Genomic DNA, 25850 nt, shown 5'->3' with positions numbered 1-25850 from the left:
ACACCCCTGCGGCTACAACCGTGGATGAGCCTGGGATCTTCGCCTTCGTCACGCACGACCGAATAGTCGCTTGGCTCCAATCGCACGCACAAGGCAGGTTACCGTGAACACGACCCTCTGTGGAATAGATATTTCGAAAGACTGGCTCGACGCCCATATCGAGCCGATTGGAACGGCAAGCCGTTTCGCCAACGATGCGGCAGGCATTGCCGATCTGGCCGCCTGGTGTCAGACCAATGACGTCGAACTCGTCGTCTTGGAGGCCAGTGGCGGCTACGAACGGTTGGCCTTCCTGCTGTTGTGGGAGATGGGGCAACCCTGCGGCATGGCCAATGCGAGGAGCGTTCGCTACTTCGCCGAGGCCATGGGCTTCCTGGAGAAGACCGACAGGATCGATGCCGCCGTGATTGCCCGTTATGGTGCCGTCAAGCGGCTCAAGCCGACGCCGCCGCCGAGCGCGGCCCAGCAGCGGCTCAAGGCGCTGGTTGCGCGGCTTTCCCAGGTGGGAGGTGATCTCACCATTCAAAAGCAGCGCAAGAGCACTGCCGACGCCGAAACCATCGCCAGCCTTGATGAGGTGATCGCGCTGCTTGCGCGCCAGAGCCGCAGGCTCGAGGGTGAGATCGCCACACTCATCGATGACGATCCGCTGTGGGCATGTCTCGACCGGGCCTTCCGCTCGCTCAAGGGGGTTGCCTCTCGCACCGTGGCGCGGCTGATGGCGCAGTTGCCCGAGATCGGCATCCTCTCCAACAAGGCCATCGCCAAGCTGGCCGGCCTGGCCCCGATCGCCAATGACAGCGGCAAGCGCAGCGGTCGAAGACCAGTGCGCGGCGGTCGCGCGGGGCCGCGCGGCGTTCTCTTCCTCGTTGCTGGCATCGTCGCCAAATATGATCCGCATCTGGCCGCTTTCAAGCAACGGTTGCAGGCTGCCGGAAAGGAAAAGATGGTCATTCGCATTGCACTCGCCCGCAAGCTGCTCGTCATTCTCAATGCAAAAGCACGCGACGCGCGAAAAGAGTTCGCGATTGCAACTTGACACCTCAGATAGTCGCTCATCCGTCAAATCAGACGGGTAGCGCTTGGTCTTCTTGGCAATCTGGGCCATCCGGCCACGGCTCTGCTCTGTCCACATCCACAGCTTGAATCATAACCCAGCCTCAGACGGAACCCATAGCAAGCCGATTTTTCAAAACGGTCTCTGAGTGGTGGCGTATAGGCAGCCGCCTCACCGCAGCCGGAACTCCGGCCGGGCGAGTGCCCTGCGGATGTTCTGCAGGTTGAGATGCGCGCTGTGAAGCTCACGCGAGGTCTTTTGACCGCGACCACCGCGGTCTCTTGCGGGCAGGAAGAGTTCCGCAGAGACGGCTGCATCGCCCGTGCGACCGCAACGCAGAGGAGGAGTTCCGCGTCAGGGGAAATTGCAGCCACCAGTCGATATCTGGACACAGACTGCGGATCGTTACGGTCAAGGGGCCGGTCGTTGTCGAAATCTACGCCCCGCAGGGGAAGGGAAAGAACGAGCGGGCCTGCTTGATCGCCACGCTCACATTGCCGCTGTCGCGCGTGCGGACCGGAACGCATTCGGTCCATCCCGTAGCAATGTCGGTCAACACCATCGTCTGCACAAAGCTGCCGGACGAAGATGTGCCGGAATGCGCCACGAAATCGACCCCGACGTAACCGGGCGGCGGATCCCCGAAGGTGCGCACCGGCACCGATCGGCGAACCGCCGAACTCATTCCTGCTCGGCGGCGCTGGCCGCCGCGAGCCACAACACGGGGGCTCATTGTCAGGAGCTTGCCGCGGAGCGCGGCATCGAGCTCTAGCCGGCCATACCGCTCAAGCGGTGGCAACAAGACAGGTATCAACGGCCGCAGCCGTTTGGAAACAGCCGCTCCGATGCCTCCCACAACACCACGAGCGCTTCGCGAACATCGCCGCCATAGCGAAGGCTGTGCCTCTTGTTGCCGGGTGTCTTCGACGCGCGATGACGGAGCACTCGGATCGCATGCTTGCGATGATAACCGGTCACCGCGACGAACTCATCGAGGATGAGGCGCTTATCGCTTCGGCTCCCCGATCGATACCGCTCGACAATTGCTTCCACCAATTCCGACCGTGTCGCTATGCTGATCCGCCTTGCCATCCATCCTCCGAATCGGGATGACAACACCTGACCATCCCATTCGGAACAGCGACACTATCGGTAACATTTTGCTTGAGGCAATGCGGGGGTCAATTTCTCATGTGGCCCGACAAGAGTTTTTTGCAGAACCTTCAGGACACTATCGCCGCGAAGCCTTCAGAGCGCCTCTCCAGTCCACCGCCGCAACGAAGCCTGCAATCCACACCAGCAAAGATGTCATACTGACGGCGAGGCCAATGACTTCCGCAGTCGTACCCCGACGTATTACCTCAACTGTCTGGGCGGCATCCGGGATATCCGCGATCAAGAACCCCGTCTGCCGATCGCACCGCGCTTCGACGCGGGCACCGTCCGCCACGACCTCCAAGAAGGGGTAGTAGTATAGAAGGGGCATGCGCGGATCGACGATGCGGCGCGCTCGACGGAGATCTCTCTCCACTGCGACCAACGTGGTCTCCTCTCCCACCGAGCGACCACGGCAGGCCGGCAAGTATTCAAGCGCGTCGGCGTGAGCAGCAATGAGGGAATCTTCTAAAGCATCTGGAGTGGGGCGAAGCCCTGCAATTCCAGGGCCAACTACCCCGCGACCGAGCACAAACGCTGCCGTGATGACGGCAAAGACCGGAACAACCGCGATGCCTGTTGCCATCCTGTAGCCCGCACCGCGCGCATCTAATGCGACGGCGACGAGCATGCACGTTGCCGCATCAAAAATCGTCAAGGCGCGCCAGGGAAACTGAACCCGGTCGACCGTCTCGGACAGGCCCCACAACCAACCTGACGCCGGCGTCACAAGAAGAAGAACGGCTGCAGAGATGACCGTCCAAGGAGCGACTGCACGCCAGCGACCCGAACTTGCCGTCACCCATATGGCCACAGCGCTTACCAGCACTCCCGCTCCCGCCATCAGCGAAAGGAATTCGTACATCGCGTACGTTGACCCGTTGAAAAGGAGATGCTCGGCAGGGCGGTAGATTCCCCAGACATCGGCTTGAATCATATCCTGGAGCCACAGGGCGGGAACGACGTATGCCGAAGTTAATCCGCCGCTTAGGACCGCAGCAGCCGCAGCGCGCGCTAATACAGCAGCCGGTTTTTCGGCGCGCCACGCCGACCAAAAGCAGAATCCCACAAGAAAGGGGGAAAACAGCACAGTCGACGGCAAGTGTGAGAGAACCAAACCAGCGTAACTTGCCGCCAAGCCAAGCGCCCAGATCCATCCCCGACCGAGTGAGAACGCACACAGCAGGCAAAGGGGGATGAAGATGAATGCGGCCTGCTCCCCGTAGGCCGCACGATGCCAGATATCGATCGAGAGGTGATAGGGCATTGCCATGTATAACGCGGCCGCGAACAACGCCGGTCCCGATCGCACGAACGCCGTAGCCAAGCGACAAAAAGCAACCCCGGAAAGCGCCAACATGAGCCACGATCCAAGCATGACAGCCATTCTTGGCTCTGTGATCAGATGGAACGGTGCTGCCAAGTAGAACGGCAGCGGACCGTAGAAATAGAACACAGGGCTCCCGGTGCCCCGGGTCATGTCGGGAAGCCAGCGCGGGTATAATTCCCCAGCGAACAGTTGCTTAGCAAAACCGGCTGACCAAGGGACGTTAAAATGGCTGCTGTGGCCGATGATGTGCCCGGACAAAAAAGCCGGAAGCATCAGCGCGGTAGCTGCGAAGAAAATTGCCAATATGCGATGCTTCGTCATCAGGCCCTCGCCCCGAATTCTTCAACCGTAGCGGGTTGTTCTGACGCGCCCATCACGGTTCGCCATCGCAGGCGAATGGTCCCCGGGGACGAATCAAGCAGGAAACGGCGGATACAGAGGCCAGCTCGGGACGCTCAGAGGTTCACGCCGGCATCGACATCGTGCCCAATCAAAGCAAGTCCGCCGGACAGCTTTCATTATTGGCGCCATTTCTGGCTGTCCGGCCGTTGTCGCCTGGCTTCCCGGCAGGATTGCTCCGCCGGTTCGGCGGAGCGTACGGACTTGAACAGAAATACAAACCATATCGATAATCCCAGTCAACGACGGGGGGTGGAACGTAGCCGCGACGACGTAGTCCGCCCTGCCCGGGGCGAAAGACGAGTGATGCCATGCTGAGAATCCAGCCCAGCGCCATGGCAAGCTTGACGTTCGCTATGCGAAGCACTGCAATATCGCCCCCACCCAGGCCAGTGATAAACGAAACCGAAAGGCGGAGTATTGATTGCGTAGGGGGAATGAATTCGCGATGAAGTTGACGTATAAACCTTCGTCTTCGAGATTGAGACCGTAACCGCTGTAGTATAACAGCCAAGCGAAAAGGATTGCTGTGGCTACGGCGGACAGAGCCAGCAAAGTCCGCTCCAGCAAGACCGACAACGTCCTTCCATTGGCAAAGTGGTTCTCTCTTGGCATAGACCTTCATGCCAGCCTCCTAGCAAGAGGCCCATTCCAACGGACCTCAGGATCAAGGAGCTTCTAACCGACCTGAGCCCCACAATCGCCTACAAGAATTGGTAGGATCGCTCACCTCGTGGTCCGATCCCAATGTTTGGACCGCTCGTGGACGAAGGCTCAAATTCTCGTGCTCCGATATCATTCTCTGGACCGCCGGAAGGTAGGTTTCCTGGCTTTCTCACGATAGCGGGCTGGCGGCGCCATCGGGATTAAGCAAGGAGATCGGGGCCTTGTGCCCAATCGCCCATGTGGGCGTTCCTCGTTGTACAACACGACGACAGAACGCCCACGGCATCGGTCGGCTGCCGGATGTCGAGGGTGACAAGCCGGCGAAGAAGAAATTCAAGAGCTACCCGATCGGCTACTTCCACATCGACGTTGCTGAGGTGCGCACCGAACAGGGCAAGTTGCACATGTTCGTCGCCATCGACCGAACCTCGAAGTTCGCCTTTGTCGAGCTGCATGAGAAGGCCACCACCGCTGTCTCGAGAGACTTCCTGCTGCGCCTGATCGCGGCTGTTCCCTACAGGATCCACACTGTGCTCACCGACAACGTCCTAAGAGCGGAAGGAAATGGAGGAGACAGTCAAAGTCTCTCTGTTCGTCAGCATGCTCTCGCCGCATGACGCTCGTCAAGTTCCATAGTCGAACCAGGCGGCTTCCACCGGCAAAGGAAAAGGTCTCGTCCATAGCAAACACAGGGTACGCACGATGGCGGCCCTCACCGTCCTCAACACGAGCTTCTGATCCAGGTGGAAGACCCAAGCATTATCTACAGGGTCATCGAAAGCGATGCCCTTACGGCCCTAGCTGACAGAGGTTCTTCCACCTGGCACCCGCCCTTCAACGAAGGGCCGGTAGACGGAACCGCTCTTAACGACGGCGTGCACGACGCGGGCCATCTTGGCAGTAATTGCGGTCATCGCCTTGCGGCGCAGATCGGGATTGTCGCGATCCCTCGCGATGTAGCGTTCGAACTTGTGTCGAAAACCATTCTCACGCTGACGGATGGCGACTTGCCCGGCGATCCAGAGGGTTCGGCGCAGCCGAGCATTGCCGAATTTGGAAAGGCGGGTCTGGCCGCGATATTGGCCTGACTGCTGGGTTGAGAGGTCCAGCCCGCAGAATTTGAGAAACTGGCGGTGATGATGGAAGCGGCGCAAATCGCCGGCTTCGGCAATGATCGTCAACGCGTTGATCGGCCCGATGCCCGGGATCTGTCGCAGGAGCTGGTAATCCTGGCTGTGCCGCAGCAGTTCGTCGGCCTGCGTTTCGATCTCATTGCGTTGCCGGATCAGGCTGCGTGCTTCGGCAATGACCATCCGGAACATACAAATGGCAGGGGCATCAAGCGGCAACGGCAATCCGATCGATGTGCGTGCCGTCTCGTAAATATCCATCAGAATCTGCGTCTTGCTGACCTTGCGGCCGACGACATCCCACGCGGCTGTCACAAACTCTTCCTTCGTCAGCGTCGTGATACTTGCCGGTGTCGGAAAGGCATCGAGGAAAGCGAAGAACCAATCGCTGCGGCTGTTTCCCCGGAAGCGATCGATCTCGGGAAAATACAGCGGCAGATAATGCGTCAGGATGCGGTGCTGTATCTCGGTCTTGGCCCTTGCGATCGCTTCATGGGTCTTCGGCAGCTCCTGCACATCGTTGATGCCGGCGCGCAGTGGATCATGGTAGCGCTGGGTCGCCTGGATCTTGAGCATGTGCAGCATCACCTGCGCATCCTTGGGATCGTTCTTGTCCCAGCTGTTGTGCAAAGCCTCACGGGTTCGGGCGAGTGCCAGCGACGACACCAGCCGCACCTCGAAACCGGCTTCAGCCAAGCGCCATGCGACGGGCCGGTGATAGTTCCCGGTCGCCTCGAAGGCGCAGATCACGGGTCTGCCATAGGCCTGAAGGATCTCGATCAGACGGTCATGCTCTGCACGGCTGTTGAGGACCTGCAGCCGGCGGCGACGTTTATGGCTTGGGTCTTCGATCAGAACCTCGTTGCGAACCTTGGCAATGTCGATGGCTACCAACACCGCATCGGCGGGTATAATATGTGCGCTGGTCATGGTCGGCCTCTCCGAATGGGTTGTGAACACTCACATTCTAGAGAAACCTTGACTGGCCATGGCCGCCTTCAGCGGTGCGCGCTTGCAGCGAAAAGCTGCGCGCACCGCTGTCTCGGCTGCCCCCGCTCATTCCTTCCGTAGGTGCTACGGCATCCAGTTCACCACCCCCGGCGCCGGCGGCTCGGCCGTGCCACTGATCAAGGAGGCCATCGCAAATGGCGAACTCTTCCGCGCTCACGCCTTCGAATACGCCTGCGCCAGGAATGACATCGAGCACCGCACGACCAAGGCCAGGCATCCGTGGACCACTGATGTGATCGACAAGAGCCTTTTTGATAAATCTGCGCTATTCTCCTGTCGCGCACGGACGACCGCGTGGCGAAGAGCAGGGTCCGAGGTGAGAGCCCTGCCGCGCAGCTTCTATCGTCGCACCTCGTTTGCGGCATCCGTGCGCGCCTTTCTCGGACCTCGCGGGTTCCAACCAGCGACGAAGCGTGCATAGGCGCCCTCGGCCTGCTCCACCCAGCGGCGCTCTTCTTCCCGGTGGCTCTTGATGTTGTAGGCGTGCGCGGCCCCCTTTTGGCCGCGCACAGCCTTGCTCTCGGCCTTGAGTTCCACATCGCGCAGCTTCTTGGCATGCAGGGAGGGTCGAGCCCACGCGTAACTCTCGCCCTTCATCAACAGATGCCAGATCACGACAGAGAGTTTGCGTGCGGTTGCCACGGCCGCGACATGCTGTCCGCGCCGGGCTCGCACGCGCAGGAAGAAGGCTCGCAACGGTCCGGGAGCACGAGCGGCCGACCGGATTTCGACGTCGGCCGAGTGTTCATCGGCAATGCCGTGTGTCGATGTGCGGCCCGGACCTCGACCGGCAGCGCGCTGATCTTGGCACGGCCGGTTGCCACCGTATCTTCGAGGAAAAGCTGTCCGCGGCGCGACGCGATCGGCGCGGAGCTTGTGCGGATTTGCGCCCGGCTGGAACGATCGGGAATAAACCACCGCCGTTGGGTGTCCCAGCAGGAACTTAGCAGGAAACGGGGGTAGCCCATGTGCCCGCCTGTGGTGGCGGAATGCGTAAACTAGTTTTCGCGTGTGCAATCGATAGGCAAATCGAGCAGTCAGTGAAATCGTTAGCGAAAAATCACGCCATTTCTAGCGCGCAAATCTAACCGCCACATGACATGCCGGCATTTGAAATCGGGAAGTAAAAGCGACAGAGGTTTTGGCGCGGATCGACGAGCGGCTGGCCCGTTCGCCGGTCCGCGAAGGGTCCATCCAACGCCAGCACTTTGCTGACGCGGCCGCCGCGCTGTGGCTCGAGGGCGAGCTGGTCCACCTCGAGGACCTCGTCTTGCATGACGCGCATATGGACATCCGCACCCCGACCCACGAGCTCATGCGGGCACACGCGGTGCTGCGAACTCGCCGGCGAATTTTTTTCGCAAAAGCCGGACTGGGCGCTCGGCCGGGAAGGTTTTTTGGCCCTAACCGGCCGGGGTGGCGCCATGCCGGCGGCGGAGGGCCAAAAAAACCGGGAAGGGGAGGGGGCTGGAGCCAGTTCCGTTGAAGCCGATGTTCGGGAGGATGCTGAGGGCGATCTTCTGGCTGAGGAATTTGCCGAGATCGATGCCGTCCTGGCACGCTCATCAAGGATCCTGAACGGCGCCGACGTGCCGGCGAGGCCACCGCGTTCGGACGAGCGGCCAGACCTTATCTACGATCTCGACAGGAATGAAGAAGAAGATCAGCTTTGCGAGTTTCCGGAGGTTTTGGGCGGCAGCTGCCAGGTGGAACTCGTCTCGGGCACCGTTTGGTCCTCGTAGTCGCAAGCGATCCAGCTTCAGGATGCGCTTGAGGTGGGCAAACAGCACCTCGACCTTCTTCCTCTCGCGACGCGAGGTGACATAGGCGTCGGTGGCGGCAATATCGCGGGCCATGTCCCGCGCACCCTCGTGGATAGAGCGTAGGATCTTGCGCGCTGGACCGTTCGGACAGCATCGCGGCTTGAGGGCGCAGGCGTCGCAGTCGAGCTTGCTGGCGCGGTAGCGCATGAAGCCCTCGTCGTCGACACCGTCGCGGGGTGAAGCGAACCGCCGACGATACTGCCTGAGCTCCTTGCCGCGTGGACAGGTGTAGAGATCGCGCTTGCGATCATAGCTGAACTCTGCCCGCTCGAAGGTCCCATCGCGACGCTCCGACTTGTCGAAGACCGGGATATGCGGCTCGATCCCGCGCTCGTGCACCAACCAGCCCAACATCTCGGCCGAGCCGTACGCGCTGTCGGCGGCCAGGCGTTCCGGATAGAGGCCGAAGCGATCCTGGGCGCGATCGATCATGGTGCGTGCCGCGCCGACTTCCGCCTGGCGTATGGCGCGGCTTGCCTCGACGTCCACGATGACGGCGTGATCCAGGTCAATCAGATAGTTGGTGGCGTAGGCGAAGAGGGCATGCCCCTTCATCGCTCCCGTCCACTGAGCCGCCGGGTCGGACCTTGATACGAACTTCGGCTTCACCTCGCTCGCCGCCCCCCACGCGGCATCGTCCAACGTGTCGAGATACTCCTGTACCGAGCGGCGTGTTGCCGCCATCGTCTCGTAGCCGCCGTCATAAATTCACGCTGAATCTCAACAAGCCTTAATTGAACATATCGCCCTGATAGATTCCGACGCCGACGATCTCGAGAGCATCGTCAATGAGATGCTGATTGCCCGAACCTCGGAACGCCAGCGCCGGCTGATCGACCGGGACGAGGCCGGCTCGATGGAAAAGAACAAGCGCGAAGGGTATTTCTGACATCCACGGTGCGTCGCCCAGAACGCCCGGTCCGGTCGTGGGAACTGATAGATTACCGGGCAGGAACAGAAAGTCGCTGATGCAGTATGTAAACTGCGGAATCTCGATTCGGCTTCGCACAGCTTCCATTATTGGCTTCATTTCTGGCTATCCGGCCGTTTGTCGCCTGGCTTCCCGGCACGATTGCTCCGCCGGCGCGGCGGGGCGAACTGGCTTTAACAGAAACTGCCGACCATTCGGATAAACCCGGTCAACGACGGTGGGGTCGAACGTAGCGGCGGCGACGTAGTCCGCCTGCCCGGCTCCAAAGGAGGCCATGACACTGGCTTGGTCGAGATGATACTGACTCTCTGGCTCGATCAGCACCCACGCCTTGGCCAGATCGGCGCAGCTCTCAAGTCCGAGCGTTTCCACCGCCACCGCACTACCGCCGGGAAACCATCCGTTCTGCCATGGAAGACCTAGCGCTCGCGTCTCGAGCACATACAGCAGGCTTGGCGAGCCGCCAGTGAGATCGACCACCGGGGTACCAACTTCAAGGCCGGCCGCACGGGCCTTGGCTCTGGCCGTGGCCAGATAGTGGTGGAGGGATTCCGCGATCACCAATTTTCCACCACCCGGCATGGGCATGACAGCGGTATAAGCGCGCAGATCTTTCACGTCCCAGGGCGGGTTGAGGATACTATCATTGTTGACTGATGCAGTGAGCAACTGTGCCAACACAGTCAGGGGCAATAGGGTGGCGACGCTGCGTCCCTGTTGCGCAAGAGGGCTCAGGAAAGCAACGACCGCGAGCATCCAGAACAAGGCGTCGAGCGCGCCAAGATACCAGTAATTGAGATTGGAGCCCAGTGCGAACACGTGCGGCAGGACCAAAAAGGTTAGCGCTAGAGCGATGCTGGTGGCAGGCTGGGCGCGCAGAACCAATCCCTTACGATAGAGCATCGCGCCCAGGCATGTGAAGGCCGGCACCAGGAATAGGGTTGAGGGCTGGATGCTGATTGGATCGATCCCCAGCAGCGCAATCGCTATTGTTACGATCAACACCGCAGCGAGAGCCAGCGATGGGAGCAACTTGTCCGTAGACCCCATGAGAATGCTGAGCAGAAGAGCTACCGCCAGGAACACAGCCATGGCGACTTGCGAGCGACTAGTGGCGAGCCAGTCGATCCGAATACTGCGAAACACCTCGTGGCCGTCACCCAGCAGGATTTCCATCTCAGCGCTGTTAACCATCCGGGTCACCAGCCCGGTGATGCCGCCGTCGATCAAGTAGGCGGTCATAATCAGTAGAGCGAGAGCGACCAGCGCCGCCCCGAGCATGGGCCGCAGCGACTTTCGGCGCAAAACGACGACATACACCATAACGATGAGGGCAATGGCCGCAGCGGTGGTCGGCTTGGCCATGAAACAGCACCAGCCGCCAACGCCGACCAAGGTCCACCCTAAGACTTGGCGCATGCGCCCTAGCCGGTCGGCCAGTAGCAAGCCGATCATTATGATCAAAAGCGACTGAAAGGCCAGCGCATAGTAGCTCGGGGTGAGCGTCAGCCGGAAGCGAAAGACGAGTGATGTCATGCTGGCGATCCCGGCCGATAGCACCGCCGCCTGCAGCCAACCCACTGTCCAGAGGCGCCGGATCACAAGGAAGCTGAGGATCCAGCCCAGTGCCATTGTAAGCGTGACGTTCGACATGCGAAGCACAGCAATATCGCCCCCTACCCACTGATACGGCCAGTGATAGACGAAGCCGAAAAGGGACGGCGGAATATTGAGGGCGTAGGGGAATGGGTTCGCAATGAAGTTGAGGTAGAAACCTTCGTCTGTGAGATGGAGACCGTAGTTGCTATAGTACAGCAGCCAAGCGAAATGGATCGCTGTGGTTAAGGCGGACAGAGCCAGCAAGGTCCGCTCCAGCAAGAGCGACAACTTGGCAAAGTGGTTCTCTCTTGACATAGGTCTTCCTGCCAGCCTCTCGACCAGGCCCATTCCAATGCATATCAGCGTCAGCGGCTTTTAACTGACCTGAACCCCGCCATCGCCTACAAGAACCGGTAGTGTCGGTCACCAATTACGACAGAATGCCGCCGACGGAGATGCGTCGGTTGAAGCGGTTCCAGGAGGAAAGAGGGAACGGTAAGCTGAAGAAACTGGTGAGTGACCTATCGCTCGACAGACGCGTAGCCAATCTCTCATAGAGAGTGACGAGGTGCGGAAATCGCGCAAACCACGGGCTGATCCTTGTCCGGTTTCTGACAACCGTACAACGGCTGTCCGGTTCAAAACACGGGCCGCTGTCTGCGGCGTACAAACTTTTTCAAAGCGAACCAGAAGCTTACCGCGCGCGAACGGCCCTGGCACGACCGTTGCTATTGAGATGCAGTAACACTGAGTGAGGGCTGAGTGCACGCGCGAGTGATGCTCTCCTTCCCTTGAAAACGGTGCGCCCCGTTTCTGAGAGAGAAGCGAGCTCGCGCACGAAGTCGTTCAGCGGTTGGTGATAGCTTTGGAGAGCAACATGGCGCTGCGTGTGGAGCCCCTCGCTCCTCCGTTCAAAGTGGAGAGCTGGCTGCGCAGCCAGCCCCTCACGAGCTTTCAGCCCGGGAACGCGCGGACGCTCTCGAAACGTGCTGGGACGATCCCACCCGCCATCAGCGGTGGGATGCTCCTCTTGGCGGCCTGCTACCTCGCCATCAAGAATGATCTGGAGCCCGCGCCGATAAATGCTGCGTCGGGCGCACTCGCCTATGTGCGAGAGCATGGCGTGTCGGGAAATGTGTTGAATGCTGATAGTCCGGGACAAAAGCTAATTTTCCGTGGAATCAAGACACATATCTACGGGCGGGCTGATCAGCTCCTTCTTGGTGGCTTTGCTGCCGAGGATCACAAATCCGAAAGCAGTGCAGGAAAGCCAATCCTCGAAAAGCTGATCGCGGAGCACGAAATTGATTGGGCGTTGCTCGCGGCCGAGGACGGGCGCATCCCCATGTTAGATGAACTCGGAGGCTGGCGGCAAGCATACAAAGATGAAAACGCCGTCATCTATCTTCAAGAAGGCATGGACGGGTGAATTCGAGCCGAGCCCATAGTGGTGCGAGACCCAAGCCTTTCGAGCTCATCGAGCCATTGGCAAGGCTTGGCCCGTCTCTTCGCTACGTTTTCGTTGGCTGCGTCAACACGTTTGTCGGCCTGTCGGTGATCTTTTTCTGCCTAGGCTGGGTGGCAATGCCATCCATTGCCGCGAATGCTTCCGGATATGCAGTAGGCTTATTTGTGAGCTTTCTTCTGAACCGGCGATTCACCTTCCGGAGCAAGGTACCGATCGCATCAGGAGTTGGTCGTTTTTTGATAGTAATGCTGCTTGCATATTGCGTAAATGTCCTGGTGGTACTTGCGGCCACTGCTTGGCTTGGCCTCGGTGATTATCTTGCCCAGATTCCAGCCATCGCAAGCTATCTCATCGTTGGTTTCTTAGGAAATAGTCTCTTCGTCTTCAAGGAAGGCGAGTGTGAAGCGAGATAGCCGGGGATTGACGCCTTGTCCGGGGTTTGGGGGTGGATGATGAGTTCGCAGAGAATATCTCGGCTGATTTCATTGATAGTTCCGGTGCTGAACGAGCAGGACGCGATCGCACCGTTCCTCCGGCGCGTCATCCCCTGCCTCGAAGAGGCTGCCCGGCGGATTGGCGAGGGGGGTACTTACGAGATCGTGTTCGTCGACGATGGCAGCACGGACGCCACGCTGGCTGCGCTTTCCGCCGAACGGCGAAACAACTCCGCCGTCAAGGTTGTCGTGCTTTCCCGCAATTTCGGCAAGGACGCGGCGTTGGCGGCGGGGATGAATTATGCCCTGGGCGACGCCGTCATTCCGATCGACGTGGACCTTCAGGACCCGCCGGAGATAATCCCGCTGCTGGTTGATAACTGGCTGGAAGGCGCGAAGATCGTCAATGCGCTCCGCGCCGACCGGAGGGCTGATACGGCGCTGAAGCGGCTTACCGCGCGGGCCTTCTATTCCGCTTACAACCAGATGGCGGAACGACCAATACCCGCTGAGGTAGGCGATTTCCGCCTGATCGATCGCGAAGTGATTGACGTCCTGAAACTCTTGCCCGAGCGCGCGCGCTTTATGAAGGGCCTGGTCTCCTGGGTCGGGTTCCCGACCCAGGAAGTCCCCGTTGTGAGGGAAAAGCGCGAAGCCGGCTGACCAAATGGAACTACTGGAAACTGTGGAATTTCGCGCTCGACGGGATTACCACCTCGACCACAGTCCCATTGCGCCTCTGGACCTATCTCGGCGCGGCGGTCTCCACATTCGCTTTTGGCTATACGCTCTTCATCATCCTGCTGACGTTGATAACCGGCCGCGATGCGCCGGGCTACGCATCTCTCATGATCGCGATCCTGCTTCTCGGCGGCCTCAATCTTCTCTCGCTGGGCATTCTCGGTGAATATATTGGCCGCATTTTCAACGAAGTGAAAGGAAGGCCGTTGTTCATCGTCCGCTCTACGATGGGGATCGATGCTGGGATTCGACAAGGAAGCTGGTTCCGGAGATGAGCGATGGACAGAATCATCTATGAGCGCTTGGCCGCAAACGAAGAAATTCATTGGTGGTTTACTGGCCGCCGCGCCATAATCGAACGTCTCCTTGTCCAGCTTGGTCTGCCGCCGAAGGGCGAGGCACGAATCCTTGAGGCGGGGTGCGGAACTGGCGGCAACCTAGGTCTTTTGCAAAAATTCGGCGCGGTCGACGCTGTCGAATTCGACGCTGCCGCGCGCGAGATCGCAAGCCGCAAGAGCGGCCTCAGGGTCGGCTTCGCGGCACTGCCGGACCAGCTGGAAGCCCAGGATGGCAGTTACGACCTAATCGCGCTGCTGGACGTGGTCGAGCACATCGAGAAGGATGGCGCCTCGCTTGCGGCGCTAAAGCCCAAGCTTCGGCACGCAGGCGCGATCTTAATCACGGTGCCCGCGCATCCGTGGATGTGGTCGGCACATGACGAAGTGCATCACCACAAGCGGCGGTATACCCGCGCCGCCCTGAGATCGGCGATCGAAAGCGCCGGCCTGGTGACGGCGGATATTAGCTACTTCAGCACGTTTCTGTTTCCGCTTGGCTTGCTGCGGCGGCTAACAAGCAAGCTGACCGGCGGACAAACCCACGACGACATGCCGCCGCCAGCCCCTCTAAACCAACTCTTTGCCGGGATTTTCGCCTTCGAGCGTCACCTAGTGGGTCGGGTTCGAATGCCGATAGGGCTATCCTTGTTCGCAGTGGCCCGGCGGCCCGAGGACAGTTTTCCGGTTTGATCACAAGCCTGTTTTACTCGCGCGGAACTGTCACGAGATCCCTGGTGGACCAGCCCCACATTTTTATTGTCGCGCTGACCTGCCACGGGTAATTTCCTCCATCTGAGATTAGAGTCCGGCCTCGATTTGCTCCGATACCATTCTCTGGACCGCCGGAAGGTAGAGTTTCCCGGCCTTCTCACGATGGCGGGCTGGCGGCGCCATCGGGATTGAGCAACGAGATCGGCACCTTATGCCCGATCGCCCCATGCGGGCGCACCTCGTTGTACAACACGACGACAGAACGCCCACGGGATCGCGGAGCACGAGCTTCTTTACCCGTGGCATCCTTGGGCCGGGAGCCTGGCCCATATTCATGAGGTGGTCGAGAAGGCTGGTAGAGAGGTTTTCCGTTGCAGCCTCTCTGGTCGGGGATCCGATCGGTGGCTGGAGATTCCAGCCTTGGACGCCCCCTGACGGCATCTATGTGCCAAAGTGGAGGTGTTGAGAACACCACTTGAAGGAGGCGTCCGTGGATGAAGTTAGCACAATCGGTCTCGATCTAGCGAAGATGCTCTTCCAGGCGCATGGCGCCGATGCGTCGGGCGGGGTGATCTTTCACAAAAAGCTGAGACGGGATGCGCTGCTGGGGTTCTTTGCCGGCCAGCCGCGCTGTCTGGTGGCGATGGAGGCCTGCGCCAGCGCCCCATTACTGGGCCCGTGAAATTGCCGCCTTAGGCTATGAGGTCCGGCTGATCCCGCCGGCCTACGTGAAGCCGTTCGTAAAGCGTCAGAAGAACGACACGGCCGATGCGGAGGCGATCTGCGAGGCGGTGCAACGGCCAACTATGCGCTTCGTCACCCCGAAAAGCGCAGAGGCGCAAGACGCGGCTGTAGTGTTCCGAACACGCGATCTCCTCGTCCGGCTGCGGACACAGCTGATCAACGCCCTACGCGGTCACCTCATGGAGTTTGGCTTAATCGTGCGGCAAGGCCCTGGACACGTCAGCAAGCTCATCGACCTGGTGGCTGATCCCTCGTCTGAGCTGCCGGCCGAGGCGCGCCCGGTGCTCGCGGTGATCGCCGACAGTCTGCAGGGCGATCCAGGCAAGGATCCTGCTGCTGGATCGTGAGATCGCCATCAGGGCCGAGGCTGACTCGGTCGCCAAGCGCCTGATGACAATACCCGGGATCGGCCCGGTCGTCGCCACCGCCCTGGTGGCTCTGGCGCCCGCGGCTTCGACTTTCCGGCGAGGACGTGACTTCGCCGCCTGGCTGGGGCTTACGCCCAGGCAGCACTCCAGCGGGGGGCACGGAGCGGCTGGGCCGGACAACCAAGATGAGCGAGCGCAGCCTGCGAAAGCGGCTGATTCTCGGAACGAGCTCGGCCACAAAAGTCGCCGCACGCGACGGATGTAAGGCAAGCCCGTGGCTGGCCAGCATGCTGGCCCGAAAGCCGCGCATGCCGGTGACGGTCGCGTTGACGAACAAGATGGCAAGGATCGTCTGGGCGCTAATGGCGCACGGAGGAACCTACAGAGCTCCGGCTACGGCGGTATCGCTCAAAGGCGCTTGGGATATTACTGGCTTTTCCGATGCCGTCTTCTGACCGTTGCGCCATACCTCTCGTCTGACCTTCCTGCCTCCCCGACCGCCTCGCGACCGCGACGGGCTTTGGCGCAAGCGTATTGGACCCGATCCGCGATCTCCATACAGGCCAGCGGCCCTATGACCGGCCGCATCAAAACAGGTCGGACACACGGAAGCACCTGAACCTGCGCACCACGCCTTTAGAAAAAACTTCTTGCATCCGAAGGGGCGTCCACACACGGGATGTTGGTGTAGCTGTTCCGGACAGCGACCGTATACAAGTTGGATCTGGCTCGGCAGGGTCCGCGTCATACATTGTGCTCAAACCCGCGCTGCAACAGCGGGGGAAAAAACGCTTTGACGACCGTCAGCATCGACCCTCCTTCGTGTGAAATGGCTGTTCACAATCAGCGAAATGCGCGGACCTAGATGCAAGCGGCCAAAATTGCGTCGGCAAGAGCCGGCCCACGAAGGCCAAAGTTAACGATGGCCTCATGATAAGTGCCGTGGTTCAACCTCGGCTCAAACCTTGTTCCGATCCTGGTCGTGGGTCGTAAGATCCTCGCATCGGCCAGAGTCTCGACGACTATACTCCCCAGTCCACCATGCCGATTGTGCTCCTCGACAACGATGACAAAGGCGACCCGGCTTGCAGCCTCGCAAAGAGCCTCGGAATCAAATGGACTGAGCGTCGGAAAATGAAGCACCTCTGGATCAAGTCCACCTTTAGTCAACATTTCCTCGATCTCGAATATGGTCGAACTCACAATTCCCGTCGATACAATCAGAGCGTCTTTGCCATCCCGCAGGCGACATGCACGCCCTAACTCTCCTAATGGGCCTCTGTCGCTATCAGCGGTGGTATTACTTAGACGAATGTATAATGGTCCGTCCCACTCGATCGTCGACGACAGGAGGTGCCGCAACTCACGATTGGATCGTGGTGCGCATATTGCCATATTCGGAACCTGACGTAAGATCGCAAGATCCTCAAGAGCTGTGTGGGTAGGACCAAACTCAGTACAGCTTAAGCCGCCTCCGGTTCCGACAATTCGCACTGGAAGTCGCTGAAGACCTATGTCAACAAAGAGCTGCTCGAACGCTCTTCTTGTACCGAACGCCGCAACAAGCTCCACGTATGGAATCAAACCGCCTCCGGCTAACCCGGCCGCCATGCCAACCACATATTGCTCTGCGATGCCCTCCATAAAAGAACGATCCGGAAAAGCGGCCCTGAAGTCGCTCATGCTGGTGTAGGTTAGATCGCACCCAACCGCTACGATCCGCTTATCGCGGGTCGCCAACTGCTGGAGCACGTTTCGGAATGTCCCACGCATTATCTCTACCTCTCAAGAACGCACTCACAATAGAGACGGGACCGCGCTGATCGACGGCACTTGTCTATAATGCCACTCGGGACTTCCTTCGAACTCTCCCAGTCCTTTCCCTTTTGTCGTCTCGCAGATGACTACTCTTGGACGCGAATCAGACATTGGAAACAATAGTGCCTCGCGAATAGCGCGACAGTCGTGCCCAGGAGCATGACGAACATCAAAACCAATTTCACGCCAGAGTGCCGGCATGAATGGCATTGGAAGGACGTTTTCCGTTGGCCCGTTGCACTGCTGGCCGTTTCGATCAACTAATACGGTAAGATTGGACAGTCTATGCTTCACAGCGTGGAACGCCGCCTCCCAGTTTGCACCCTCGTTTAGCTCTCCATCGCCGACCAGAACATAGACGTGAAAGTGCCTCTGGGTGATTTTGGCCGCTAACGCCATACCGACCGCTATCGGCAGGCCATGACCCAGCGCCCCCGTGGTGGCCTCGATGCCACGCAGGATGTTTTGCTCCGGAAGAAGACCGAGTTCGCAGCCAACTGAACAAAATTGATCTAGCTTGTGAGATGAGATTAGGCCCGCCTCCTCGAGCACAGCGTAGAGTGCGAGGCAGCCGTGCCCCTTGCTAAGAATGAAGCGGTCGCGGTCGTCAATTGCCGGCCCACCTCGTGGAAATCGGACAAATTCGTCGTACAGCACAAGAAGAATTTCTACTATTGAGAATGACGGGCCCACATGCCCGGCAACTTGCCTCGCGGCGAGCACCTCCAGTATCCTCCGACGTATAGCTTTCGATCGGTTATCAAGGTCTGCAGCTCTCGCTGATTCCTGGTCGACAGTTGCGCCCTTTTTCATATTTTCTCCTATATTCGGCTATCGGCTGCTGTGGCTCTATTGCGCGATCTGCACCAACGTTCGTCATTATTGATTTTGCCCATGGCAAGGTTGCTGTAGGCCACGACCGCGAGCTCAGCTTGGTTGCAGGCCGCTATTACTTTCGACTGATCGAGATAAGGGCGATGTTCAACCTGATTGGAGACTGATGGCTCCGGACAAGGTCCTAACCGCCTTCTTGCCCAACCCGACATTGAAATTTGATACTCCGACATGCTGGGTCAGTCCGAGACCTTTGGCCTGTTCGAGCGCACCAGGCGTTTCGGCGAGCGGAACGCATGGATTGGGGCCGTGCAGTAGCAACAGGCCGAGGTGGGGTTGCGGCATTCGCCCTAAACTCACTCTGACCGAGCGCTCCAGATCGCGCGGCGCGAAATGGATGCTAGTGACCCTTGGTCGCCAGGAATCGCGCCTTACGCCGGGGTCAAGGAGGCCCTTGCCGACTTCGGACGCGTTCTCGTAGGATTGTGCGGTGTCGATACGGAACCCGAGGTTGAGCGCTGCAGGAGTGCTCCTGTGACTTCCAATCAGAAGTGCCGTTCGCATTGACAACATGTATCCCACCCTTTCAATGAAATAGTTGAGCATCGCTTTAACGGCATCACGTTGCCTGTGAGCGGCGGCTTTCACATCGTGCACGATTTGGGATGCCCGAGTTCTGCACGCGACTGGCAACTTGCTTCTCCGATAACGAGCACTACTCATTTTGCATGCATGTGGCAGCCGAACCACTTACTAGTGTTGGTAGTTGACGGAAGGCATTCGCAAGCAGCGGCGGGATCGTCGCCACCTTACTGCGTGTCAAATGAGACAACATTCTGATTCCATTCTCGATGACGCCGACGTTCAGCCATTCGCGATCAGGCGCAATATCGGTCGATTCGCGATCCCAATCTGGATGACGGAAGATCGGGGCGGTTGACGGAGCGTTCCCGTCTGCCACTGACGTATCTGCGTGAACTTCACCTGGAGCTCGATGCCTCCGCAGCGTCTCTTCCTCCGACCAGCGGCGCCGGCGGCCACCGTCAACAATCTCGAGCCGAGTGACTTGGCGACAGTCAGTAGCGATATCCCATACCGATAGTCAGCTACACCATCCGTTCGCCGGCAAGGCGACCGTCCTCGGACGCGTACTAAGCCCCATTGCATCGCCGCGGTGGGTCGTGTCCCATCAGGTGGTTCAGGAAGGGAAGCTACTTCCCGGGTTTCCTCGAACCGCGCCGCATGGCCGAGAAGGCGCTGACCGCCGTCATCCAGGAAGCTTATGTGCAAGGCATCTCGACCCGGTCGGTTGACGACCTGGTCAAGGCCATGGGGATGAGCGGCATCTCCAAGAGCCAAGTCTCGCGGCTGTGCGAGGAGATTGACGGCAAGGTGAAGGCCTTCCTCGAGCGGCCGATCGAGGGCGATTGGCCCTACCTGTGGATCGACGCCACTTACCTGAAGGTCCGCCGCGGTGGGCGGATCGTCTCGGTCGCCGTCATCATCGCCGTCGGCGTCAACGCGGACGGCCGGCGCGAGGTCCTGGGCATGGAGATTGGCACCTCTGAGGCCGAGCCGATCTGGACGGAGTTCCTGCGCAAGCTGACACGTCGCGGCCTGCGCGGCGTCAAGCTCGTCGTCTCCGACGCGCACGAAGGCCTCAAGAGCGCCGTCACCAAGGTGCTGTCGGCGACATGGCAACGCTGCCGCGTCCACTTCATGAGGAACGTGCTGGCCCATGCCGGCAAGAGCGGCCGCAGGGTCGTCTCAGCCTTCATCGCCACCGCTTTCGCCCAAGAGACCTCGGAAGCCGCCAGCACCCAATGGCGTGCCGTCGCCGACCAGATCCGGCCGAAGGTGCCGAAGCTGGCGACAATCATGGACGATGCCGAGCCCGACGTGCTGGCCTACATGACCTTCCCGAAGGAACATCGCGCCAAGCTCCACTCGACGAATCCGATCGAGCGTCTCAACGGAGAGATCAAGCGGCGCACCGAGGTCGTCGGAATCTTCCCGAACGACGATGCGATCGTGCGCCTCGTCGGCGCAATCCTGCTCGAACAGAACGATGAATGGGCAGTGCAGCGGGCCAGATATATGACCCTGGAAACGATCAGCCAGATGAGCGATGATCCCCTGATCAGCCTGCCAGCCGTGGCGTGCTGATCTGCCCGGCCCATGCCGGAGAGCACGGCGATCAATGCCGCCAGCTACACCACGCAGCGGGACACGATCGCGCGGTGCATTGGCTGGCCTTCCTCGCGTAGTCAAGAGAGCCGCTAGGGATCTATTTGGAATTCACCAAATTCATGAACAGCCAAAAGCGTTCGTTGTTTCCACAAGAGAGCCATGAACGCAGCGTGACGATCCGTGAATGCTAGCTGTAGGTTGGTACTCCTGTTTGATACAGATCGGCTCGCCAGCCCAAAAGTGACGCATCGCGCGCTAACATTTGAAGGCACAACAACTGACACAACCACCAAAGTAGGTTGGTGCGCATTGCGAGATGTCGTGCCATGTAGGAACAAGCCGCCACGATTCATCCAGATTACTCGAGTTGAGCCGAAGATGCGGCATGAAGTATTCTCACGTATTCGCGCGGGCGGCATTCGGTTGGGCCAGTTTGCGCATAGGTACCGGAGCAAAACATGTGCGGCATCTGTGGATGGATTGATTTCGATCGTGACCTAGGAGGTCCCGACGCGCGAAGGGAGTTTGCCGACATGACGGCTACCATGGCTTGCCGCGGTCCGGACGATGAGGGGACTTGGATTGACGGGCCCGCGGCGCTGGGACACCGCCGCCTGGCGATCATCGACATCCAGGGCGGTCGCCAGCCGATGACGCTCCAGGAGGACGGCCAACCCGCTCTGGTGCTCGTCTACGGCGGCGAGACTTACAACTACCGCGAGCTGCGTCAACGGCTCGCCGCCTTGGGCCATCGGTTCAACACGAGCAGTGACACCGAGGTGGTGCTGCACGCCCATCGCGAGTGGGGCCGACGCGACCCTTGCACCGCGGTGAGCGAACTCAACGGGATGTTCGCCTACGCACTTTGGGATAGCGCCAACCGCGAACTGCTTCTCGTACGAGACCGGCTCGGCGTCAAGCCGCTTTACTATTACCCCACCAAGCACGGAGTGTTGTTCGGCTCCGAGCCAAAGGCGATCCTCGCCAACGGTCTCGCGGAACGGGTCATCGACGCCGACGGGCTTCGTCGCATCCTATCCCCCGTCGCCGACCCGTACGAAACGGTGTTCCGCGGTATGCGTGAGGTGCGGCCTGGCCACATCGTCCGCGTGACCCGCGACGGCGTCCAGCAGATGACGTATTGGCAGCTCACCGACAGCGGACATACCGACGATGTGCCTACCACCGTTCGACGCGTCCGCGAGCTGCTCGAGGACACGATCCAACGGCAGCTCATCGCCGACGTGCCGCTGTGCACGCTGTTGTCGGGCGGGCTTGACTCCTCCGCACTGACAGCACTGGCTGCCCGCTTCAGCGATAAGCGGATCCGGTCGTTCGCCCTCGACTTCGTCGGCTACACCGATAACTTTACCCCCGGCCCGATGTGCGCTACACCCGATGGACCATATGTACAGGAGGTCGCGAAGTTCGTTGGTACTGAACACAGGGACATTACGTTGTCCGCAGACGAACTCATGGACCCGAACGTGCGGGCCGCCACCCTCCGAGCCCGCGACCTGCCGTTGACAAGCGGCGACCTCGATAGCTCGCAATATCTGCTGTTCCGGGCGATCCGGCAACACTCGACGGTTGCCTTGTCCGGGGAATCGGCCGACGAGATTTTCGGCGGCTACCCGGAGTTCCGCGATCCCGCGCATGTTCAGGCCGACACGTTTCCTTGGCACGGCAGCAGGGCGTACGTTAACGATACCGGCCGGCAGTACCTAGACCCCAGGCTCATCGAAAAGCTCGACCTACCCGAGTACCTCGACGGACAGTACCGCAGGGCACTTGCCGAAGTACCCCCCTTGACCGGACCGGCCTCGGCCGATCCGCACGAACGTCGCATGCGCGAGGTCTGCTACCTTTATCTCACGCGCCACCTGCCAAGGCTGCTCGACCGCAAGGACCGGATGAGCATGGCTTCGGGCCTCGAGGTGCGGGTCCCATACTGCGACCACCGCCTCGTTCAGTACGTTTTCGGCACCCCCTGGGCCCACAAGACTTTTGACGGGCGCGAAAAGAGCCTGCTGCGTGCCGCCACAGCGGACCTGCTGCCGGAGTCTGTGGTGCAGCGAGTGAAGAGCGCGTATCCGACTATCCAGGATCGCACCTACGACAGAATATTGTGCACCCAGTTCGCTACGCTGCTGAATGACCACAATGCGGCAGTGGCACCACTGCTGTCAGTCGAAAGCTCCCGCACACTGCTAAACGCGACCGAGAACGTCAGGGGGGTGGAACGTATCCTGGCTCTCCAGGATTTCCTGACCAGCTACAACGTAAGTCTTAGGGTCTGAGACGGAACACGCATAAGCTACATCGTGACGACGAGATTCCCCAAGCGGTAGGTTTCGCATTTTTTGTCAATCGGCCCTTTGATGTGATGAATCTATGGGGCGCCCCTATGGGGAGACCCATAGACCTTCATGGCCAGCAATAACCGATCGTTTGGATGGCGGGGTTCGTAGATGCCATCCTCATCGACGATTGGCGCGCCAACCAGACCGCAAAATTCGATCAGCGTGAGCGCGTCGCGTCCGTTGCGTGCCAGGGGTGAAGCCTCGATGCAATAGGCCGCGCCGATCTCGCCGGAGCAGCGACGCGATTTGTGGTGATAGGTCGATCGAACGAACTCAAGGGTTTAGCAAGCGTGCCGATCGATTCCAAACTTAGGGCAAACCTCATCGACCAGCCTACACTTCCGAGCAGGCTTCACGCTTTCGGCGAATCACCCCGCAGCATCTCATTCTAGAGCGACGAATCCGCCACTAGCTTCTTCAGCTTGGCGTTCTCGTCTTCGAGCTGCTTCAGTCGGCGCATCTCGGTCGAAACAGCCCGTCATACCTCTTCTTCCAGTTGAAATAGGTCGCCTGGCTGACGCCTCGAAGACGAGAACAGCAAGCTTATGATGATTGAGCAATCCGGAAGGACGACAACCATGCAGCGCCAACCTCGATCGCGAGATACCTACCAGGAACGATAGGTGCGCAGGGAGGCCAGGGAATGTATCTATGTCCGGCAGAGCCTAGACAGAGGACAGGAGGCAATGTGAACAGGAGACGCTACTGACGGGTATGAGGGGATAACGGAGAAAACGCAAACTGCGTTAGCCTCGGATTAGTGATCGGTGGCAGCTCGGCTGGCTTCGTGCTTACTTCTATTTGCGCGACAAAAGTTGGTCGGGAATAGAGTTAATCTGGAATATGGTTCATGGGCCGGAGTTGCTTTTCGCATCAGTTCGAATCAAGTTGCAAGGAAAGAGGGACGACATGGGCCGGCTCGATGGAAAAGTCGCGGTGATCACCGGGGGTAGCCAAGGCATTGGCCGGCGCACCACAGAAATGTTTATAGCCGAGGGAGCAAAAATTGTCGTTGCGGGCCGCCGCGTTCCCGAAGGAGAGGTTCTGGTCAAGCGGCTGGGGTCAAACTGCGTCTTTCGCCAGACCGACGTCACGGTCGAGGAGCAGGTCAAGGCGCTGATTGAGCATGCGGTCGATAGGTTCGGCCGCATCGATTGTCTGTTCAACAACGCCGGCATTTTGGGGCAGACTGGCGGTATTGAGGGGCTGGAGGTAGCGCGCTTCGACCTCATCATGGCGTCGCATGTGCGCAGCGTAATGCTCGGCATGAAACACGCTGCGCCCCATATGAAAAGGCAGGGCTCTGGCAGCATCATCAATACCGGCAGCGTCGCGGGCCAACAGGCCGTCTCCGTGTACATGGACTACAGCGCCGCCAAGGCCGCCGTGATCCATTTCAGCAAGTGTGTTGCCATGGAACTGGGGGAGGCCGGCGTCCGCGTCAATTCGATCTCGCCCGGGATGATCGCAACCGGCATGGGTGCGTCGGGCGTCGCCGCCGAGAAACAGGCGTCGGTATTGCGCGAAGTCAATAAGGGATGGCAGCCGATCCCGCGATCGGGCCTACCCGAAGATGTCGCCTATGCCGCGGTGTTCTTGGCAAGCGACGAATCCACCTTCATCAATGGCCACGATCTGGTGGTAGACGGCGGCTTGATCGGCGGGCTTAGTTGGAACCAGCGGCGACAGCGGAGTGCTGAGATACGCAAGATGTTCGAGGAACTGAGCATCTAGCGGAGCGTCCGGGGCAATATCCCGATCAGTTGCTGAGCACGTTGCAGCGCCGCTTGAAGATCTGGCGAAAGGAAAAGGCGCACGCAATGGTGTTCGGCGTGATGCAGTTCGAGCCGGCAATCGAGCCGATGACGAATTGATCCGGATCCCAGTCGTGGGGAACATTGTGATGAGGCAACGGATAATGTCGGTCGGGAGCATTCCACGGCGAGGCAATACGGCTTCTCTCCCAGATTGTCGCGCTATAAGCGCCAGCGCCTATTGCAAATGGGGGCCGACATGGAGGCCAACTGGTATCATCAGGCGGCCACTTCCGTCACGCGTAAGCGTATCATTCGGGTTGTGTTGCGCGAGGTCGTGGCACACGTCGAGGGTGACCAGATTCATTTGTTGTTGCGTTGGCAGGGCGGCGATCATACCCGCCTGACGGTGAGAAAGAACCGGCGGGGTCAGACGCTGTGGTCCGTCGAGCCTGAGACGGTGGAGTTGATCCGCGCCTGCGCACGAATGATGCCTGACAAAGCCATTGCCGGCATGCTCAACCGGATGGGAAAGCGGACAGGTCGATCGAATGGATGGACACAGTCGCGTGTGCGGGGCTTCCGCAATACACACGACATCGCGGTCTACAGGGATGGCGAATGGGCCGAGCGCGGCGAAGTCAATGTTGGCGCACATCTGGGTCTGACCCCGGCACGCTATCAATCTGGCGAAACAACGTGGCCAAGCGGCGCGGTATGGCCCGAGCCCGAGTTGCTGTTGCCCGCAAGCTCGCTGTCATCCTGCATCGCATGCGGAGCGACGAGACAGAGTTCCGCTTCGCCAGTCTCGCATCAGCATGAAACAAGAAAAGGGACAAACAAAGAGGAACACACAAACGTACGCATACGACGAAGGCCGCATGATTGGCACGCGCGCGTGGGCGCGGCGGGCTCTATGATGGCGATGCGTGAAGGTCAGGCGGCCTGCTGATCGGCGGCCTTGTCGGCTTCGCGCAGGCGCTTCC

General features: G+C 59.7%; 17 protein-coding genes and 10 pseudogenes. 14 read left to right on the top strand and 13 right to left on the bottom strand.

Annotated features, from left to right (window positions below; all coding sequences use genetic code 11):
* Window positions 1–103: 103 nt before the first annotated feature.
* A complete protein-coding gene (locus JQK88_RS16715; protein WP_203278939.1) occupies window positions 104–1039 on the top strand; it encodes an IS110 family RNA-guided transposase in 936 nt (311 codons plus the stop codon).
* Here JQK88_RS16715 and JQK88_RS37445 read toward each other — a convergent pair.
* From JQK88_RS37445 to JQK88_RS16705, 4 genes and pseudogenes are all read right to left on the bottom strand, one after another.
* Window positions 1037–1135: pseudogene (locus JQK88_RS37445) on the bottom strand (IS5/IS1182 family transposase); the annotation flags it as partial. The gene JQK88_RS16715 and the pseudogene JQK88_RS37445 sit on opposite strands and share 3 nt — an antisense overlap.
* A gap of 358 nt (window positions 1136–1493) precedes the next feature.
* Window positions 1494–1742, bottom strand: a complete 249-nt coding sequence (locus JQK88_RS36205) for a hypothetical protein (protein ID WP_246749866.1) — start codon at window positions 1740–1742, stop codon at window positions 1494–1496.
* 125 nt (window positions 1743–1867) lie between these two features.
* Entirely contained in the window at window positions 1868–2149 is a 282-nt protein-coding gene (locus JQK88_RS36200) for a hypothetical protein (RefSeq protein WP_246749865.1), read from the bottom strand.
* 139 nt (window positions 2150–2288) lie between these two features.
* Window positions 2289–3863, bottom strand: coding sequence for a putative glycosyltransferase family protein (locus JQK88_RS16705; protein WP_203278881.1), 1575 nt, complete (start codon window positions 3861–3863; stop codon window positions 2289–2291).
* 995 nt (window positions 3864–4858) lie between these two features.
* On the opposite strand from JQK88_RS16705, the pseudogene JQK88_RS16700 reads away from it, so the two are divergent.
* Window positions 4859–5152: pseudogene (locus JQK88_RS16700) on the top strand (IS481 family transposase); the annotation flags it as partial.
* A 218-nt stretch (window positions 5153–5370) separates the two neighbouring features.
* Here the strand turns inward: JQK88_RS16700 and JQK88_RS16695 are convergent.
* From JQK88_RS16695 to JQK88_RS16680, 4 genes and pseudogenes are all read right to left on the bottom strand, one after another.
* Window positions 5371–6667 (bottom strand): annotated as a pseudogene (locus tag JQK88_RS16695) (IS110 family RNA-guided transposase).
* A 420-nt stretch (window positions 6668–7087) separates the two neighbouring features.
* The gene (locus JQK88_RS16690) at window positions 7088–7390 is read right to left on the bottom strand and encodes a hypothetical protein (protein ID WP_203278879.1); all 303 of its coding nucleotides are present in this window, start codon (window positions 7388–7390) and stop codon (window positions 7088–7090) included.
* A 442-nt stretch (window positions 7391–7832) separates the two neighbouring features.
* Window positions 7833–8033: a hypothetical protein gene (locus tag JQK88_RS16685; RefSeq protein WP_203278878.1), complete on the bottom strand. Its 201-nt coding sequence runs from the start codon at window positions 8031–8033 to the stop codon at window positions 7833–7835.
* A 376-nt stretch (window positions 8034–8409) separates the two neighbouring features.
* A pseudogene (locus tag JQK88_RS16680) lies at window positions 8410–9252 on the bottom strand (transposase); the annotation flags it as partial.
* 70 nt (window positions 9253–9322) lie between these two features.
* On the opposite strand from JQK88_RS16680, the pseudogene JQK88_RS16675 reads away from it, so the two are divergent.
* Window positions 9323–9460, top strand: a pseudogene (locus JQK88_RS16675) (sulfate adenylyltransferase subunit CysD); the annotation flags it as partial.
* Window positions 9461–9607: 147 nt separating this feature from the next.
* Here the strand turns inward: JQK88_RS16675 and JQK88_RS16670 are convergent.
* The gene (locus tag JQK88_RS16670; protein WP_203278877.1) at window positions 9608–11416 is read right to left on the bottom strand and encodes a hypothetical protein; all 1809 of its coding nucleotides are present in this window, start codon (window positions 11414–11416) and stop codon (window positions 9608–9610) included.
* Window positions 11417–11978: 562 nt separating this feature from the next.
* On the opposite strand from JQK88_RS16670, the gene JQK88_RS16665 reads away from it, so the two are divergent.
* The 6 genes and pseudogenes from JQK88_RS16665 (at window position 11979) to JQK88_RS16645 (ending at window position 16360) form a co-directional block, all read left to right on the top strand.
* Window positions 11979–12530 (top strand): hypothetical protein, encoded by a 552-nt coding sequence (locus tag JQK88_RS16665; RefSeq protein ID WP_203278876.1) that lies wholly within the window; start codon window positions 11979–11981, stop codon window positions 12528–12530.
* Window positions 12527–12982, top strand: coding sequence for a GtrA family protein (locus tag JQK88_RS16660; protein ID WP_312037290.1), 456 nt, complete (start codon window positions 12527–12529; stop codon window positions 12980–12982). Before JQK88_RS16665 ends, JQK88_RS16660 begins: the two co-directional genes overlap by 4 nt.
* 84 nt (window positions 12983–13066) lie before the next feature.
* Window positions 13067–13666, top strand: a complete 600-nt coding sequence (locus JQK88_RS36195) for a glycosyltransferase family 2 protein (RefSeq protein WP_312037289.1) — start codon at window positions 13067–13069, stop codon at window positions 13664–13666.
* A gap of 68 nt (window positions 13667–13734) precedes the next feature.
* Entirely contained in the window at window positions 13735–14019 is a 285-nt protein-coding gene (locus JQK88_RS36190; protein WP_246749864.1) for a hypothetical protein, read from the top strand.
* A 3-nt stretch (window positions 14020–14022) separates the two neighbouring features.
* On the top strand, window positions 14023–14772 hold the full coding sequence (locus JQK88_RS16650) for a class I SAM-dependent methyltransferase (protein WP_203278874.1): 750 nt from the start codon (window positions 14023–14025) through the stop codon (window positions 14770–14772).
* A 511-nt stretch (window positions 14773–15283) separates the two neighbouring features.
* Window positions 15284–16360: pseudogene (locus JQK88_RS16645) on the top strand (IS110 family RNA-guided transposase).
* Window positions 16361–16766: 406 nt separating this feature from the next.
* Here the strand turns inward: JQK88_RS16645 and JQK88_RS16640 are convergent.
* The 3 genes from JQK88_RS16640 to JQK88_RS37440 form a co-directional block, all read right to left on the bottom strand.
* Window positions 16767–17678 carry a transketolase family protein gene (locus tag JQK88_RS16640; RefSeq protein ID WP_246749863.1) on the bottom strand — a complete coding sequence of 304 codons (912 nt, stop codon included), beginning with the start codon at window positions 17676–17678 and terminating at the stop codon, window positions 16767–16769.
* 24 nt (window positions 17679–17702) lie between these two features.
* A complete protein-coding gene (locus tag JQK88_RS16635) occupies window positions 17703–18536 on the bottom strand; it encodes a transketolase (protein WP_203278872.1) in 834 nt (277 codons plus the stop codon).
* A 168-nt stretch (window positions 18537–18704) separates the two neighbouring features.
* Window positions 18705–19121 carry an aldo/keto reductase gene (locus JQK88_RS37440; RefSeq protein ID WP_376740426.1) on the bottom strand — a complete coding sequence of 139 codons (417 nt, stop codon included), beginning with the start codon at window positions 19119–19121 and terminating at the stop codon, window positions 18705–18707.
* A gap of 636 nt (window positions 19122–19757) precedes the next feature.
* Here JQK88_RS37440 and JQK88_RS16625 point away from each other — a divergent pair.
* A pseudogene (locus JQK88_RS16625) lies at window positions 19758–20723 on the top strand (IS256 family transposase); the annotation flags it as partial.
* A gap of 482 nt (window positions 20724–21205) precedes the next feature.
* Complete coding sequence (gene asnB / locus JQK88_RS16620) at window positions 21206–23047, top strand: asparagine synthase (glutamine-hydrolyzing) (RefSeq protein WP_203278870.1); 1842 nt, start codon at window positions 21206–21208, stop codon at window positions 23045–23047.
* 454 nt (window positions 23048–23501) lie between these two features.
* Here asnB and JQK88_RS36185 read toward each other — a convergent pair.
* A pseudogene (locus JQK88_RS36185) lies at window positions 23502–23641 on the bottom strand (transposase); the annotation flags it as partial.
* A 378-nt stretch (window positions 23642–24019) separates the two neighbouring features.
* Here JQK88_RS36185 and JQK88_RS16615 point away from each other — a divergent pair.
* The 3 genes and pseudogenes from JQK88_RS16615 to JQK88_RS16605 form a co-directional block, all read left to right on the top strand.
* Complete coding sequence (locus JQK88_RS16615; RefSeq protein WP_203278869.1) at window positions 24020–24844, top strand: SDR family NAD(P)-dependent oxidoreductase; 825 nt, start codon at window positions 24020–24022, stop codon at window positions 24842–24844.
* Between the two features lie 11 nt (window positions 24845–24855).
* Window positions 24856–24984: pseudogene (locus tag JQK88_RS37910) on the top strand (hypothetical protein); the annotation flags it as partial.
* Window positions 24985–25507: 523 nt separating this feature from the next.
* A pseudogene (locus tag JQK88_RS16605) lies at window positions 25508–25686 on the top strand (IS110 family transposase); the annotation flags it as partial.
* Window positions 25687–25850 lie beyond the last annotated feature (164 nt).

Origin of the sequence: Mesorhizobium caraganae (assembly GCF_016836705.1) — a bacterium.
In the GTDB taxonomy this organism is placed as follows: domain Bacteria; phylum Pseudomonadota; class Alphaproteobacteria; order Rhizobiales; family Rhizobiaceae; genus Mesorhizobium; species Mesorhizobium caraganae.
The sequence above is the reverse complement of the archived record's forward strand: the minus strand, read 5'-3'. Positions and strand labels throughout refer to the sequence as shown.